General features: G+C 49.0%; 9 protein-coding genes. All 9 read right to left on the bottom strand.

Annotation, left to right across the window (positions count from 1 at the left end; translation table 11 throughout):
• Nucleotides 1–257 precede the first annotated feature (257 nt).
• Nucleotides 258–2270, bottom strand: a complete 2013-nt coding sequence (locus RCO25_RS23125) for a glutaminase family protein (RefSeq protein WP_374992152.1) — start codon at nt 2268–2270, stop codon at nt 258–260.
• Between the two features lie 55 nt (nt 2271–2325).
• Entirely contained in the window at nt 2326–3993 is a 1668-nt protein-coding gene (locus tag RCO25_RS23120; protein ID WP_308998484.1) for a type 2 periplasmic-binding domain-containing protein, read from the bottom strand.
• Between the two features lie 53 nt (nt 3994–4046).
• Nucleotides 4047–4940: a carbohydrate ABC transporter permease gene (locus RCO25_RS23115; protein ID WP_308998483.1), complete on the bottom strand. Its 894-nt coding sequence runs from the start codon at nt 4938–4940 to the stop codon at nt 4047–4049.
• Between the two features lie 13 nt (nt 4941–4953).
• Nucleotides 4954–5865: an ABC transporter permease gene (locus RCO25_RS23110; protein ID WP_308998482.1), complete on the bottom strand. Its 912-nt coding sequence runs from the start codon at nt 5863–5865 to the stop codon at nt 4954–4956.
• Nucleotides 5866–5879: 14 nt separating this feature from the next.
• Nucleotides 5880–8954, bottom strand: coding sequence for an alpha-mannosidase (locus RCO25_RS23105; protein ID WP_308998481.1), 3075 nt, complete (start codon nt 8952–8954; stop codon nt 5880–5882).
• A 26-nt stretch (nt 8955–8980) separates the two neighbouring features.
• The gene (locus RCO25_RS23100; RefSeq protein ID WP_308998480.1) at nt 8981–11170 is read right to left on the bottom strand and encodes a hypothetical protein; all 2190 of its coding nucleotides are present in this window, start codon (nt 11168–11170) and stop codon (nt 8981–8983) included.
• Between the two features lie 468 nt (nt 11171–11638).
• Complete coding sequence (locus tag RCO25_RS23095; RefSeq protein ID WP_308998479.1) at nt 11639–12781, bottom strand: GntR family transcriptional regulator; 1143 nt, start codon at nt 12779–12781, stop codon at nt 11639–11641.
• A 346-nt stretch (nt 12782–13127) separates the two neighbouring features.
• Nucleotides 13128–15185, bottom strand: coding sequence for a GxGYxYP domain-containing protein (locus tag RCO25_RS23090; RefSeq protein WP_308998478.1), 2058 nt, complete (start codon nt 15183–15185; stop codon nt 13128–13130).
• 507 nt (nt 15186–15692) lie between these two features.
• Nucleotides 15693–16649 (bottom strand): class 1b ribonucleoside-diphosphate reductase subunit beta, encoded by a 957-nt coding sequence (nrdF, locus tag RCO25_RS23085; protein ID WP_308998477.1) that lies wholly within the window; start codon nt 16647–16649, stop codon nt 15693–15695.
• Between the last annotated feature and the right edge of the window lie 17 nt (nt 16650–16666).

Raw genomic sequence — 16666 nt, 5'->3', positions numbered from 1 at the left:
GCTATGTATTCACAGCACAACGGTTTTTCAGAGGCCTCCTGGTAAGGGCGGCCTCCATTTTAGCAAGTGACATTTTCATCGAACAGTTAAAGTGACATTTTCACAGACGATTGACATCCTTTTTCAAACACGTCGTTCGGAGCGGAATTAAAGCGACTCTCATTTATTTTTTCCCGATCATATTTCGGTTACTATAAAAAAAATCGCTCCCAGCCGGCCGCTAGGGACCAGACAAGGAGCGATTGTTATGGTGCAAATTAGGATGAAACAGGACGCAATAACCGGATAAAAAGGCCGCCGACGACAGAGCGGTTTTGAAAGTTCAACTGCTCGCCCGTCAACGTATCATACCAATCGGTCATTGGAACCCGGCTGGGAGATTCGTTCAAGAAATGCAGTATTGGATCAATCATCTGTTCAAAATCTGCTTTGGACTCCGCCATGGCTGCGCACCAAACGAGCCAATCCAGCTTCGTATACGTGTTTCTGCTATCGAGCGGAACACCGTACTTATTTTGTTTGGTAGTATAATAACGTATTTCTTCCTCGATAATATTTTCCGGAAACAGGTGAAGCCCGAATAGACGGTCCCAAATCAGATTATACTTCAAACTCCAAGTTTCCGGCGTGCTGTCAAAGGTTAGCTTGTAATGATCGCCTGCCTTCGCCATACTCGACCAGTTGGCAGCCATTTCTTCAGCCGCTTCATAATAAACGTCCGCCTCTTCCTCCCCTAGCATTTTGCATAAAATGGAATAGGCGCCGATCCCGATGATCGCTTTAATCGAAAGGTTCGTATTATGAGCCAAATGGCCGGCAAAATCATCTGTGCACAATTGATTGTCCGGGTCCATTCCATGTTCTTTTAGATAACCGGCCCACTTTGTCAAAAGATCCCAATGTTCTCTGGCAAAGCCCGCATCTTTCTCATACAAGCAAACCGCAGCGGCCATAATGAGCATATTCCCGCATTCTTCAATCGGCATCTGGTTTTCCGGCTCATTCTCGCCGTATACTTGACCGTTAGCTTTCGGGTAACAGCCCACATCATGCGGAGCAAAATTAAACTTCCAAGCCTCGCTGTCCGCATATCTGAATATCGGCCTCATCATGCCCTTAACCAGCTCGGGATTATAGAGCAAAAACAACGGAATTGACGGGTAGCTGACATCCACGGTGGCGATGCAGCCGTTGCTGAAGTTTTCTTTGGAGAAAAACAAGATATCTCCGTTTTCATCGCTTACCAGCTTATGCGCCGCAATGGCCTGCCGGTATGCAAGCGATAGCAAATTCGTATAGCTGTCACCGCCCGCCATTCCGCTCTCCTGGGTCAGCTTATGGTTGAAAGTATCGCATTTCGTTTGGATTTCTTCATATTGCTCCACAGCCAAAGCCAACATTTCCTCGAACGTCATCCCTGTCCTGCGCCAATAGGCATACAATCTCTTGCCAAAATATTCGATCGACTGAATGTCATCATACGCAGCGATCACGTATTGTGATGCTTGCCGTTCATTTACCAGATTGAAATCCAATACGGCAGCCATGACCGGCGTATTTTCCGCAGCGGGGCGCGGTTGAGATTCATCGTCTCCCTGCGGCAATCCGCCGGTTTCCAAGAACTGTTTTCTTACCTGATAAGAATGAATCGTTGTTTCAAGACTGCTTGTCTCTGGCGCTGCCAAATAAACGTATCCCCAGTCGATCCTCGTATCGTCTCCGGTACGCGCTAATACCGGCTGTTCATCGGTACCCATACGCATGGCGGTGATATTGCCATTGATTGTTTTGCGCGACCAGCCTACGGATTGATCCCCTGTATTCACGCACAAGTCAGCGGATAAATCGACATATACCTTAACGTCATGCGACCTGCCGTCTATCGAACGAACACGGAACGTCATGTAGGAAACCGGTCTTGATAATACATCCAAATCATCAAGAAGCAGCGGGGTAGCAAATACCGCCTCCAGCTCAATACCGTCCGCTTCAAACGTATACGTGCTGGTTAAAGCTTCAACCTTCAAGCTTGTTTGCTGCATCGCTGCCGGTTCGTTATCATTTGTATCTTCAGACAGCTCGATCTTCCCCATAAAAAGGCTTGGCTTGCCATCGATCCTGATGATGCCAGTCATGCTGTTGCGTTTGTTGGTCCAATGCTTCGTATGATCATCGGATAGCTGATCCGCCGCCGACCAGACGCTGAAGTAAGGATCTACCGCAATGAGCGGTACGGAGGGGGGTCTAAAAGGGTGGGACACTGTAAACATCTCCTCTGTTTCCATAATTAAAGGGAGAGCGAAACCGCTCCCCCAGCAGCCCAAATCAGTTCGGCATCTGCATCATAACGACTTCTTTGCCTTTCAGGCTGTCATTCGTAAACTTCATTGCCTCTTCATAGCCGGTTTTTCGCATTTGATCGCGGAGCTCATTCAAAATTTTCAGCGCCGCTTCATCCGATTTGGCGTATACCGCCTCTTTCCATGCATCGCCTGTTTTGTCCATCGAAGGCTTCAGCATCTCCCACTGTTCGGACTTGATGATGACATCACCAGGATTATAGGCGGTAATCACCTTGATGCCGTCCGGACGTAAAATTTTACGGGCATTATCCATTGCGGCAATCCGCTCTTGATCCAGCCAGATGTCGCCGCCTCCCACGGAATTAATACGATCCATCCCCGACATGGAATTAAAACCGATATCGATTCCTTCGTTTTTGCGCGCGAGCAGCTTACCCGATGTATCAGCCGCAAATTTATCGAACCATTCCTTCTTCGCTGTCGGCTTGCCGTTCTCCATATCCCAGTGCACGCCTTGAACGCCGTAACGAACGAGCATGAAGCCTTCATCGGAAGCGAGATAATCCAGAAGACGCAGCGCAGCGTCCACGTCTTTGCACGCTTTTGTAATCGCCGTTACGTTATTGCCTTGAATCCCCAGATCGACCGGACGGTTAGGCTCCGCGCCTGCCCGCTCCAATGGACCTACAGGCACGTAGTCGCTGCCCGGATTCGACTTGACGTATTCCTTGGATGCATCAAGAATAGCGGGGTAATGAGCGGCAAGAACCGCGACGCGTCCCTGCAATATTTTCTCTTTCGCAATCGGATCCGTTTGGGTGAAAGCTTCAGCATCCAACAGCCCTTCGGACAGCAGCTTGCGATAATACAACGTATACTCGTCATACCCTTTGGAGAAGAAGCTGTTCTCGAGTGTGCCGTCGCCTTTGTCGACATAGCCGGCGCCGCCATAAAACATTGTATTGGCGATTCCCACGGCCCAGCCGTTACTGAATCCCCCAAGCGGTATAACCGGTTGGCCGTTCGCCTGCAGGTTCGCATCCTGGATCTTCTTCAGAAATTGATAAAAGTCGTCTTTCGTTTTGACGGATTGCGGGTCGACTCCGATAGCCTCCGCGATATCTTTGCGGACGTAGAAACCGTACAACCAATCCGTGCCGTCCTTATCCGTGGCAGGCTGGTTCTGCAGCAGCAAATATTTCTTGCCGTCATATGCATCGATACCCTTCTCGTACAATGCAGGCGGCACGTTCTCTTTGGCGATCGACTTCGCCAGGTTCGGATATTTGTCCAGCTTATCCGAAAGGTCGACCAGCTGATCTTCCTTAGCCGCTTTAATCATGCCGTCAAGCTCACCGCCCCATGCCGGACCCGTATAAATATCGGGCAGATCCTGCGTAGCGAAGATCGCATTCACCTTCTCGGTTTCGCTGCCTGTCGTATATTCCCATTCCACGGTGACCCCGGTCTTCTCTTTGATGACTTTCTCTACAGGTGTCATGTCAACCTCTGCTCCCGAGGAACCGTTCCAGTTATGAAGGACTTTCAGTGTGACTTCCTTCGTTCCCGTAGTGCCCCCGTTAGCACCCTCGTTTTCGGATTCCTCCTTGTTCATACAGCCTGCCAAAACGCCGGTAAATAGTGCCGCTGCCAGTAAAACTTTTGCCCCTTTGTACCAAATCTTCTTCATATTAACCCTCCATTTCGAGTTATGTTATATGATAAAGTCCTTGGAGCGGACCGTTATCCTTTAACCGAGCCGATCATGACACCCTTTACGAAATACCGCTGCAAGAACGGATAGATGCAAAGGATCGGGAAAACGGTAATAACGAGCAGTGCCATCCGAAGCGATTCCGGCGTGGATCCGGCCGCGCTGCCGCTGATGGTCTGGCCGCCCTGCTGCGCCGATCGCTGCATGGAAGAAGATAAAGCCTCCGCTTGCGTCAGCATCTCCTGCAGCAGCGTTTGTACGGGAATCAAATCTTTATCCGACACGTAGTAGGCGCCCGTAAACCAATCGTTCCAGTGGGCGACGCCGATAAATAATGAGATCGTCGCAAGCACCGGACCCGAAAGCGGCAAAATGATGCGCATGAAAATCTGAAAATCACCGTACCCGTCAATCCGTGCCGACTCCTCCAGCTCCTCGGGTATTCCTTGCAAGAAGGTTCGAATGATGACAATGTGCATGAAGTTAAACAGCATTGGAATGACGTACACCCAGAAGGTGTTGATCAAATGAAGCTTTTGAAGGGTGATAAAAAACGGAATGAAACCCGCGCTGAAGATGGTCGGCAGGAAAATATAGAAAGCGAAAAACGATCTCCCCGGCAGCGACTTTTTGGACAAGGCGTACGCCATCAACGTACTTAGCCCCACATGCAGGAAAGTGCCTAGAAGCGTCCGCATCAACGTGATTTTGTATGCCTTCCAAATGCGGGCGTTTTCAAACACCTCCGCGTAATTATCCAGCGTGAGTTTGCGCGGCAGGAAATATAAGGCGCCGAGCATCGAATCTTTCCCGTCGTTCAACGAGTAAACGAGAATGTAAATGAACGGGTAAATCATCGAAAATCCGACCAAAGCCAGAAAAATATAGTTGATTGTCGTGAAAATGGACAAATGGCGTTTCATCTCGTCACTTCCTTTAGAAGAGGGATACGTCGCTGGCTTTGCGAGCGATTCGGTTGACCGTCAGAATCAGAATCAAGCCAATGACGCTTTGGAACAGTCCCACCGCAGCCGCGTAGCTGAGCCTGCCCTCGCTTATGCCGGATTGAATGACATGCACATCCAGAACGCTGCCGATTCCGGCAGTAGCCGGTCCGCTTAGAAGGAGAAGCTGCTCGTATCCGGCGCTCATCAAGCTTCCGATCGATAGAATGAAAAGAATTATAGCGATATTGCGTACACCCGGCAGCGTCACATGCCAAATTTGCCTGAACCGGTTCGCTCCGTCAATCTTTGCCGCTTCATACAACTGCTGATCAATGCCGGCAATCGCGGCCATATAAATGATGGAGTTCCAGCCGATGCTCTTCCAGATTTCCGAACCGACGATGACTTGATAGAACCATGATGTGTTGTACAGGAATTGGATAGGCTTCATGCCAAGAGCCATCAACATCTCGTTAACCGGACCGCCATTTAACGTTAAAAGCCGCTGCATCAGGGTGACGACGACAATCCAGGAAACGAAATGCGGCAGGTAGGAAAGCGTTTGCACGGTTTTCTGAAATTTAAGGTTTCGAACCTCGTTTAATAGAATCGCCAGCACAATCGGCATCGGGAAACCGATCGCCAGCTTCAGGAAGCTGATGATAATCGTATTGCGAAGGATCTCTTCGAACTTGTAATAATCGAAAAATTGCTGAAAATATTTCATCCCGGCCCATGGGCTTCCGGTAAAGCCTCCCGAGAAGGTGTAATCCCGGAAAGCTACCTGAATACCGAATAAGGGAACATAGGAAAAGATGAAAAACCAGACGATGCCGGGCAGCAGAAATAAGTAAAACACTTTATGCTGCCAGATCCTCTTCCACAGCAGAGATGCTATCATAAGCCGTACCTCCTTTACTTAAGAATCGTAGCTTGATGTGTCAATCGCAGCGTTTTGATCTCAAACGGGGTAAAAGTAAGCTCTACTTTTCCACCGTCCAAAGGTAGGGATTCGATTTTTTCCTCCATCAAATCAGCCAGCCATGCCTTCTCGACATGGAATCCGAAGGACAACGGCGTTTGCACGCTTGTCCCCGCCGTTTCGTACATCCGGACGATGAGATCCTCTCCGTCCTCTGCCTTCTTTACGGCTTCCACCATGACATTCGGGTGATTCGGATGCAGAAACATCTGCGATGCCGGAAGTCTGTCTGAATCATCGGACTGCGGAATAGCGATTAGCCGCAGCGGGATATTCAACTCATAGCCTTGCTTGTAGACCTCGGCTTGCACATGGTCTCCTTGATGCGGATAGAGCGAATAAGTGAAGGTATGCATCGCCCGATCCGCTTCGGGGTCGGGACTGGAAGTGCTGCGCAAAAGGTTTAAATCGAGCACATTTCCATCCGCGCGGTGCCCATACTTGCAATCGTTAAGCAGCGCTACGCCGTAATCCGGTTCCGAGAGGTCTACCCAATGATGGGCGCAAATTTCATCCTTAGCGTAATCCCACATCGTATTGCGGTGGGTCGGACGCTTCAAATAGCCGAACTGGATTTCGCAGCTGACGCTTTCTGTACGTACATTTACCGGGAAAGCCGTGCGGAGCATTTTTCCTGATTCCCGCCAATCGACTTCGGTTGCGAAATCGATTCTTCTGCTGCCTTGGGTCAGCACAATTTTTTGCGTTAACACGGACTCCCCGAACCGGTACCGTTGTATAAGACCTGACGTGGGACCATCTGTGAATTCAGCGGTTTCGTCCGGCAGAAGCAGCATCCCGCCAGTCTGGCGGTAATCCTGGCGGAAATCCCATGCGTCACCCGAATCATGATAAATGCGCAGTTCATTGGCGCGCTGGTCCCGCTGAACAACTTCCCGCCGGTGCTCCTTATCGTAAATCGACGCGATCGAGCCGTCTGCTGCCAGAGTGATCGCAAGAAGATCGTTTTCCACGAAACGGGCTGAAGCTTGAGCCTGCGGCTCCGGAACCGAAGATACCATTCTCACTTCCGCCGCGGCCGCTGACTCGGCTGCTGCCTCTGAAGCTGCAATCGGTTCTGCGGTCGCGTATCCCATCGACGGCACGCTTACGCGCATCCATTGCCCGTCCTTCTTCACCCATTCATTGCGTTCCCAAGACAAGGAGTTAAACACGGCGAGCTGCTTGCCTCCACCTTCCTCAGGCAGCTGCCTAGCCAATGTTCCGTAGGTTTCGGCAATCATGCTCTCGACACGTTCCTGCAGTATCGCATAACGTTCAAGCGACTCATCATATACCCGTTTAATCGAGGAGCCCGGTAAAATATCATGGAACTGGTACAGCAATACCTCTTTCCAGATCTCCTCCAGCTCCTCTGCCGGATACGGGTTCCCATTCGCCATTCCGGCAAGCACCGCGGCAAACTCCAGCTCCCGCAGCGCTTTCTCCAGCTTTCGGTTGTACCATTTGTTGCGTGCTTGGCTCGTTAACGTTCCCTGATGCTTCTCCAGATACAACTCTCCGCGCCATGTTTGATAGCGATCCTTGCCTTCATTCAGCTTCTCGAAAAAGACCGAAGACGGCTCTTGCTCTACTGGACTCAAACCAAGCAAATTTTTCTCGCGGGCCAGCCGTTCCAGATGCTCTTCACCAGGACCTCCGCCGCCATCTCCGATTCCGAAAAGCATGAGACAGTTGTCCGACACGTTTTTATCCAAATATTCCGTTTCCGCCTTTATAATGGAGCGCGGCGCTGCCGGGCTGTTGTATGTATCTTCCGGCGGCATGTGCATCAGCACCTCCGTACCGTCGATACCCTGCCACATAAAGGTATGGTGAGGATGTTTGTTATACACGCTCCAGGACAGCTTCTGCGTCATCATGTAATCGACGCCTGATTTTTTCAGCAGCTGCGGCAGGCTCGCGGTATACCCGAATACATCCGGCATCCACAGCGATTTCATCTCTTGACCGAATTCCTTCTGAAAATACCGCTTCCCGTACAAAATCTGCCGGACAAGCGATTCTCCGCCGGGCACATTCGTATCCGATTCTACCCACATTGCACCCTGAAGCTCCCAGCGCCCTTCCCTCACACGCTGTCCGATCTGCTCGTACAGCTTAGGATAATGCTTCTTCATCCAATCATAGAGCTGGGGCTGGCTCGCTCCGAACACATAGTCTGGGTATCGTTCCATCATGCGCAGCGCCGTCGAGAAGGTTCTCGCGCCTTTACGGATGGTTTCACGGATCGGCCAAAGCCAGGCCAGGTCGAGATGCGCATGGCCGACGGCGCTAATCTTCAGTACCGGGTCTCCGCCTCGTTTCGCAAGCTGATCGCCAAGTATTTGCCTTGCTTTGCCGACACGGTCATCTGACAATTCGGTAAGCAGCAGAGATACCTCATACAATGCCTGCAGTATCCGTTCTTTCCGCGCCGAGCCGGCGTGCAGCCGTTCCGCCGTTTCAAGCAGTACCTCAGCATCGTAATAGAGCTGCCGTACTTCCTCCCGGCATACGGCGATACTGGCTTCTTTCAGCGTCCCGCTGCGGAAACGCCCGAATAAATCATTGCAGCCCCCATCGCCCCACAGATCGACCGTCTCTTTACCTGTTGACGATTCGCTCACGTGAACGACCCGTTTGCCCGGCAAGCCAAGGGAATAATCGTATTCCGAGTTGATGTTCGTCAATCCCTGCACCGGTGAGCCCTCGTCGTCGACAAGGCACAGCTCGCCGTTTATATCGATGAGCAATACGATCTTGGCGCCTTTGGCGGATTCCGGCAGCTTGCCGCTAAAATGAAACCAAGCGCAGTCCCACAAATTTCCCCATCGATCACCGGGCGAGAGTTCTACGAGCCGTCCAGACTTTCGCTGTTCATAGGGAACAGGTTCCGGCGTCACCCAAGCCGTAACGCGCAAATCCTCCAGCGGTATATAAATTTGTTCCTTCCACTCATTTATCATCGATTTCATCTGCTCCGGCCTTACAATTTCATATGGCATATCCTGTCTCCTTTTTCAGAAAATGATCAAGCTTCAAAGTTTACTTTCACTACGACATCAGTATCGCTCAAATGGTAATACTGGAGTAAAACCGTTTCCGAAGCCGCATCCCACTCGAACGGAATCGATTCCGTCTCGCCACGGTAATCCAGTACGGCAGATACTGGCTGGCGCGGACAATAGAATCGCGCCGCCGCCCGCATATTTCCGGGTCCCTTTACCTGAAATTCAAATCCCGCTTCACTCAAGGTGAGTGCTTCGATCCGCGATGACGCTGCGATACAGCCGATTGCAACGTCAACAGGCCGGCCTTTCTCCAAATCGAACAAAAATGCTTGTTCACCGGCTTCAATCTTAACTTCTTGCAGCACGGAAAGCGCTGGATCGAACAGATCGACCAATTGGCCCGAAATCGTTAGCGGCGTATCCGCAATCGATTCATCCAGTACGGCTGCAATGATATAAGGACCGCGCCGCATCTGGAAATAATGCTTTGGCTGCAGCTGGAAACCCGGATCTCCGAGTGCTTTAATCGTCTCCGCAACCGTCCTGCGTAAGGCTGCAGCGCCTTCAACCGATTTCGCACATTCATCGGGGGCAACGGCTAGATAACCGACTGCACCTTTGCCTGCATGAAATACGCCGTTCCCAGCTCCCTGCAGGTCCAACTGCTCAAATAGATGCTCGCGGGGAGAATAATAATCCGAACCGCCCTCATTCCACCAAGCGCGAATGCTGTGGTACGCATCGGAGTCGTCTCCGACATACACCAGCGCGCCTCCGTTCCTGACCCATCCGGCTAAAGCGAAATGAAGATCCGGATATTCCGGTTTCATAAATTCGTAGCTGAGCAGCAGCACCCGATAGTCCTTCAAGTAATGGGGGAACCGCCGCACGTTGTCGAGCTGGACAGGGCGAACCGGAATTCCGTGTTTGAGCAAGGGCAGCGCGAGCCCGTAGAAAGGGGAGAAATCAAGCATCTCCGTATCCCCATCCATTCCGAAGGCCTCTGGATTTGTACCATCATATTTAGTGAGTTGGTCAGGCGCTTGGTCGTCCATCCTTAAACGCTGAAACATAGCCGAATCCGCAATCAAAACCCCGACTTGCTGCATCGTTTCGTCCGTCTGCTCCAGCTCTTGTTCCATATTCCCAAGCGTGTGCATTACGTTCAACAGCGTCGTTGCATACTCCGGCGGGATTCCTTCTTTCCCTTTTCCATCCTCCGAAGGGTATTTCCCTTCAAAAACCCGTTTCGGCCATGGGGACACCTCATAATGGGAAACGGCTGGATGCAGGAGCGATGCTGTAACGATCTGGAAGTAGTTCTGCTTATAATCCGTCCATGTATAGTTCGGATTGTCTTCGATCGGATCATGTAGAAACCACATCCGCCGGTCCGTACCCCTGACCAGCTCCTGCATGATGCCATATTCGAGATAGGCGGTTTCAAAAGTCCTTTCTTTCCGTATGCCGTGGTATACATTGGCCGTCCTTGAGGTTCCGGTCCAAATCTGGGCAATGTAACCGTCAATGGAGGGAAGGTCGAGCAACTGCGACTCCGGACTGACGATTCTCCATTGCGTGTAGTTGATCAGACTGTGCGTTGGGACATAAAATCGTAAGTCCCGGCCATACGTCGTCAAAGCATATTCCTTTAATTCCGTGCACAAACGATCCAGACTGCGCGTGTATAAGTACGCTTTTAGCTTCGAAGCTCTGAACTGCGCATCCGGGGATTCGTGCGGGGCCGACCACGGCTCCTTATAATACAGCCTCCATTCCCGTTTGAACGCTTCGGAATAGCCGCCGTTTACCCAAAACTCAGGCTCCTCCAAATGAATCGCTTCAACGCCCGCATCAACCGCAAGACGAATGGGTCCTGCCAAAAAACTCGTATAAGAGAGGGTCGGTACCATATATGGAATATCTGGTGTAACGCCATGTATGATGTGATCTCCGTTTCTGTCCGTCTGCGCTTCATCCCAGTGGCTCCGCCCATCTATTTCGCCATTCAGATATTTTTGGTAATTACCCCATGCCACTCCGGTCATCAAGTGAACGATATAGCCTTTTTCCTTCCACTGCCGGATCCGTTCAGGCATCGTATCATCGATCCCATACACCATGATGAAATCTGTCTGCAAGTCATATGCAGCGCGATAGGGAGCAGATTCCTGAAAGCCTGTTCTTTCTTCCCTTCGATCTCTGGCCAAGCGCAAGACCTCCTTACCGGGTTTTCCTTCTTTTCGATAAATGAATAAGGTTGGTTTTTCCTTCCTCAGTATAACCTTTAATATCTATATATTCAATATAATTTTATAAGCTTTTTATCCATACTGATTGCACCGTCGATTTCAAAAAAGATGAATATAAATGACGAAACGTTAATTCAGAAGCACTAAAAGGAGTGAAAATTGCATTTAACCACTACCTTTCAACCTATTTTATATAATTTTCGTTGTCATTTGGTGATAAATCCTGTCGATTTTCAATGGTTTTTGATATGAATATATTGAATATGTATTTAAAAGAGCGTTTTGACGATTCCAAATCAATTCTTCGAAAAAATGAATCCTTCGCCAAGTCGTAAATCATTCCCTCAATTTCCCGAGCCATAAGAAAAGGCCGTTCGGTTTGTCATCGTGGATGACAGACCAAACAGCCTTTTCTTGCTTATCTTCTTATTTACATTCACTTGTCGTATGACGGGTAATCAACTCTGGTTTTATTAATATTTTGTTGTATTTCCCCTTAGGCTCCCCATCGGCGTTTATGCGGTTAAGCAGCAGCTCTGCCGCTTTAAATCCGATCTCATGCTCGAACTGCTTTACGTGGGTGAAGTTGGTGACGCCTTCCATGATTGCAGTCGAATCATCAAACGTAATGATCGACAAGTCCTGCGGCACATTAAGCCCTGCCAGCTCAGCCATTTGATGAATATAAGCGCCAAGCCTGCCGTTTAATGTAATATAGGCGGTAGCCATCCGGTTTTTCACATATCTGAACAAAGGATGAGCTTGAACATCATCCGATGTTCTCAAGCTGAATTCGGTAATAATGTGCGCGGGATTAATTAGCGCTCCTTTATTTTTAAGAGCGTTCATATATCCGTCTATTCGTTCTTGAACCGTTACCGTCTGAATAGGAGAATCGGAGCATATGGCGATTTCACGGTGACCCAGCTCCCATAGATAATCTACCGCAAGCTGCGTGCCGATCCGGCCGTCCGATGCAATGAAATCCGTCTCCACGCCAGGCAAGAAGCGGTCGATTAGCACAAACGGAAATCCGCTGAACTTCATGCTTAAAATTTCTTCGTTATACTGCCCTTCGTCAACCGGGAAAATGAGCAGACCTTCGACACCAAAATCCATAAACAGCTTTATGGCTTCTTTTTCTTTATCCAGCTGGCCTCCGGACAACTGAATCACAGATCGATATCCTTTTTCAAGCAGAGCTTTCTGCATCCCGTCAATCAAACGTATCGAGAAATAATCTTCAATCGTCGGCATCACGATGCCTATTATTTTTTCCCTAAAGCTGCTTTCCCGCTGCTCATGCAGATGGCTTGCCGGGCGTCCGGTATCGGACGTCTCCATCTTCGCTTTATTTACGAAACTGCCTCTTCCTGGAACGCGGGTGATCGAGCCTTCATTCGATAACCCAGCCAAGGCATTGACAACCGTAATTTTACTCACATTAAAAAGCTCCATGAGTTCCTTCTCGGTCGGAATCCGATCACCTTGCTTCAGCCCCGAGGACTGAATGAGCTCTTTAATATAATCCTGAATTTGCTGATACAGCGGCATTCTTTCATTTTTCATGTTATTCACCAAAAATTCTGTATATTTGTTATGTTATATATAATATATGTTTGTTCTCTTTTTTTCAAGAGAGTTCGAAAACAAATTATGCCCGAAAACGTTTTTCGGGCTTGGGTTTACCTTATATTTCTTCGGCATACGTGCCTGAAGTTCTTCAAGCTCCTTCGCTAAAAGGAGTGTTGTACAAGCGTAAACGGCTGTCGCCGTCCTCTGTGGCAAAAGTAGTCGTTTCGCGGAGATATATAAGCACATTTATATGTGAAAACATATAAATTCTTATATATTAAAAATAGAGAGGACAACCGATACAAACGGCGTCCTCTTCTATTCAATCGTGCAAGCTCTATTAAGGCTTAGCTGGCAGCCCGTTTGCGCTGCGAATCAACGAGAAATACTGATCTGCGCGAACCGCTTTGTACTCAGGTCCGAGCGACGCTTGCAGCTCAGCGATGTCTGAAGGCGTCATGCTCCAAGCAAGCAGCCCCAAGGAGATGAACAACGGCGACTTCCCGTCCCATTTCGCCTTGGCATCAGCAAGAATCTTCTCGCCGTCTTTCACCGTGCTTATGCCTTGAATAGTCGAGACAGGAAGCTTTCCGCCTACAATCTCTACGCCATGACGATCTTCCCAACTTAGGAACATCCCCGAAGGCTTATACTCCTTGATATAGGCAGCAGCATGAGCCTCGCTGAGCGGTATGTTCTGACTGTTAATACGGTTCAAAACGTAAGGTATCGTCATGCCAGTCTTCTCCATATACGAATTGGACTGCTTCAAGAAGTCAGCAAATGATTTTGCAGGCCATGCATTCGGATAGAAGTATCCGGCGCCGGACGGTCCCGCGATAAGCAGGTCGTTATCCGTAGCGGTCTCCCGGTAATAATTCAACATCGCAGGCGCGCCATCGTAGAGCAGCGGACTGGAGGTCCAGTTCAGCGGAACCTCTCCTCGGCTTGGATCATCCCATAGGATGCGCATTCTATGCTGATTATATTGGAAGTTGTCGCCTTCGCTGAATGTATACGTTACGTAAATTTTGTTCTCAAGCTTAGGTGTGTTCACTGTTTTGGCCTTAACTGCATTCGCCTTGGTACCGGAGAATACTGTCAGGTTGCTGAACCAATCAGCAGCCAGCACATAGACGCCATAATTAGAAGTAATCTCGACGCCGCTGAACTCTCCGTCCGTATCATTGCTGAACCAGCCTAGATAAGGCGTGCCCGGCTTTACGCCCGAGAGAATCTTCTGGAAAAGTTCCTTTTCTTTCGGCACGTTGGAATCCAGCCAGAAAACCATCGCTTTGTTCGCTACCGCATAATCGCGCAGGTAGCCGTACGGCTCCTTCTGTTCAGAGGACACTGGTTGCACGTTACCAACGGACACTTTATATTGATTCCACATGTCCACAGAAGCCGTCAGCTGCTTCGTACCGGCAGGCGGCGTGAATTTGTAGATAAAGTAACGGCCGTTGTCGGCGAATCGATGTCCTCCGTTACCTGCAGATACCTGCGAGCTCTGCCGATCGTATAAGAAAGGCTCCTCTTCCGGCGTACCCGGAATAAACTCCGCGATCGTCTTCCCGTCAGCTTTAATCGTAACCTGATGCACAGCGGCTCCCCAGCCGTCCTGCGTAAACGCATCGTCAAAACGGAGAAAAACATCCGTTTTACCGAGACTCGAACTGAGGTCAAGATCATATACTTTTCTATTTTTACCGTCTCGTTCCTGTGTTTTATCCTCGTCAATAACCTTGAACAAGTCCGCTTGGTTTTCCGGAAGCTTGATTGAAGATTCCGGATTAAGTCCTACGAGCATCCGATGCGTCGTCTGACTCCATAGATTCTCATACTGCCATGTGTAAGCATCAAGTCTATCCTTGAATTTCCCTTGAAGATCGTCCAATACTTTCAAGCTGAATGGTGCTGCTTGCAGCTTCTGCGCGAGCTCAGGGCTTGCTACTACAGCATTTTTCAAGCCGGCCAACGTCGTTGCTACGTTAACGGAGTCCGGTACTTTGGGATCGTATATAATGATTCCGTTGATTTCCTTCTTGTAAGTACGGACGATCTGCCAATAGTCGTCCCTGACCTTGTAAGTAACATCTAAGTCATTCAGCCAAGTAAATGCCCCTTCCTCTTTGTTCTCAAGTAAGTAGATGCGGGGCTCGGCGCGATTCACGATACCTTGCAAGGACGCCATCAGAATTTTTATGTCGCCAGGCGCATCATAAATATCCGCCACATCCAGCTGCTTAATCTTCGAGAAACTTGGAAGCGCTTGCTTTTCTGGCCAAGAAATCGTATTCACTGGCAACTTCTCTTTGGATTCGGCAGCGGCTGCACTTAAAGACATGGACAACGTGCAGACGACAGCGAGTCCGATAACAGTAAGTTTACGTAACATGGTTACACCTCGGTTAGATTGTTTTTTGGAGGATATTCTCGACGCATGCCATAACTCTTTCCCTCCTTTACCCGGCAGCGTTCCTTCAAGTCCTCGCTTATATATATTTATTATATTCATAATATTATTACAACCACTTCGACAAAAGTTCTTATGCTATGACATGAATATGATCCTCCCGTTGCAGGCTCATTTAACTGAATTAGTTATTGCTTCCTATTTATTGGAAAGCATTTCCGAGGGTTCGCGGCTGAAGTTCTCACGGCTGAGTAGCCCCCATTCTCCTAATATCTTCTCTCTTTAACAAGATAAACAAAGAACCCCCCGCAGCTACAAGTAAGCTTGTAGTGCGGGAGGTTCTTTGTTCATATATAAGAATTTATATGTTTTCACATATAAATGTGCTTATATATCTCCGCGAAACGACTGCTTTGCCACAGAGGACGGCGACAGCCGTTTACGCTTGTGGCTATAGATGCTTAGCCATAACATAAAGCCTAGAATCTATTAAAAGTTAAATACGAAATCATCATCATTCAATGGCTCAACGTGAATCGTACGTACATAACCGTTTCCTTTTTTGGAGAAGAAATCATGCTGCTTAGTATGCGTGCTTATTCCGTTAAACACGATCGGATTCACCGACTCTTCAGGGAAATGAGGCTCCATACCAAGGTTCATAAGCGCTTTATTTGCATTGTAGCGGACGTAGACGTTGACCTCCTCAGCTAAGCCGAGTGGAGCATACAAATGCTCGGTGTAGATGATCTCGTTCTCGTACAGCTCGTTTAAGAGCGCATAGATCTCAATTTGAAGCGCTGCTTGCTCTTCAGGGCTAAAGGTCTGGAAGAGCTCTTGCGCAAGAACGCCAACATATAAGCCATGAATACTCTCGTCACGCAAAATCAAATCGATAATTTCGCCGCTGCTCGTCATTTTACCTTGACCAGCCAGATAAAGCGGATAGAAGAAGCCGCTGTAGAATAGGTAGCTCTCCAAGAATACGGACGCAGCCATCGCTTTATAAAGCTCTCTCGGGCCCGTAATGTTCGAATACCAGGAAGAAATCAAATTCGCTTTCTTCTGCAACTGTTCGTTTTTCTCCACCCATACGAAGATCTCGTCGATCTCTTCGCCTGATGCCAGTGTCGTGAAAATGCTGCTGTACGATTTGGCATGGATTTGTTCCATCATCGACATAAAGGACAGCACTGCTTTACGCTGTAAGCCATCTACATGCTCCAAAATTTTCGGCATGCCGATACCGCCTTGAATCGTATCAAGCAGCGTAAGACCGCCAAGCACGTTTTTGTAGAGTGTGCGCTCAGCGTCTGTCATTTCCATCCAATCCATCTTATCGTCCGACAATGGAATTTCTTCATCCGTCCAAAATTGCATTACATTTTGCTGCCAGAATGTTAATGTGAAATCGTCATCCGGGCGGTTCCAGTTTACTGCTTTCATTTGATGAGCTCCTTCTT

This window comes from Paenibacillus sp. LHD-38, from assembly GCF_031157315.1.
GTDB lineage: Bacteria > Bacillota > Bacilli > Paenibacillales > Paenibacillaceae > Pristimantibacillus.
The sequence above is the reverse complement of the archived record's forward strand: the minus strand, read 5'-3'. Positions and strand labels throughout refer to the sequence as shown.

What these genes read in the sequence shown, in the direction of transcription:
- RCO25_RS23120 (WP_308998484.1), bottom strand. Translation starts at nt 3,993, where the DNA reads ATGAAGAAGATTTGGTACAAAGGGGCAAAAGTTTTACTGGCAGCGGCA.
- RCO25_RS23090 (WP_308998478.1), bottom strand. Translation starts at nt 15,185, where the DNA reads ATGTTACGTAAACTTACTGTTATCGGACTCGCTGTCGTCTGCACGTTG.
- nrdF (WP_308998477.1), bottom strand. Translation starts at nt 16,649, where the DNA reads ATGAAAGCAGTAAACTGGAACCGCCCGGATGACGATTTCACATTAACA.
- RCO25_RS23105 (WP_308998481.1), bottom strand. Translation starts at nt 8,954, where the DNA reads ATGCCATATGAAATTGTAAGGCCGGAGCAGATGAAATCGATGATAAAT.
- RCO25_RS23110 (WP_308998482.1), bottom strand. Translation starts at nt 5,865, where the DNA reads ATGATAGCATCTCTGCTGTGGAAGAGGATCTGGCAGCATAAAGTGTTT.
- RCO25_RS23095 (WP_308998479.1), bottom strand. Translation starts at nt 12,781, where the DNA reads ATGAAAAATGAAAGAATGCCGCTGTATCAGCAAATTCAGGATTATATT.
- RCO25_RS23125 (WP_374992152.1), bottom strand. Translation starts at nt 2,270, where the DNA reads ATGTTTACAGTGTCCCACCCTTTTAGACCCCCCTCCGTACCGCTCATT.
- RCO25_RS23115 (WP_308998483.1), bottom strand. Translation starts at nt 4,940, where the DNA reads ATGAAACGCCATTTGTCCATTTTCACGACAATCAACTATATTTTTCTG.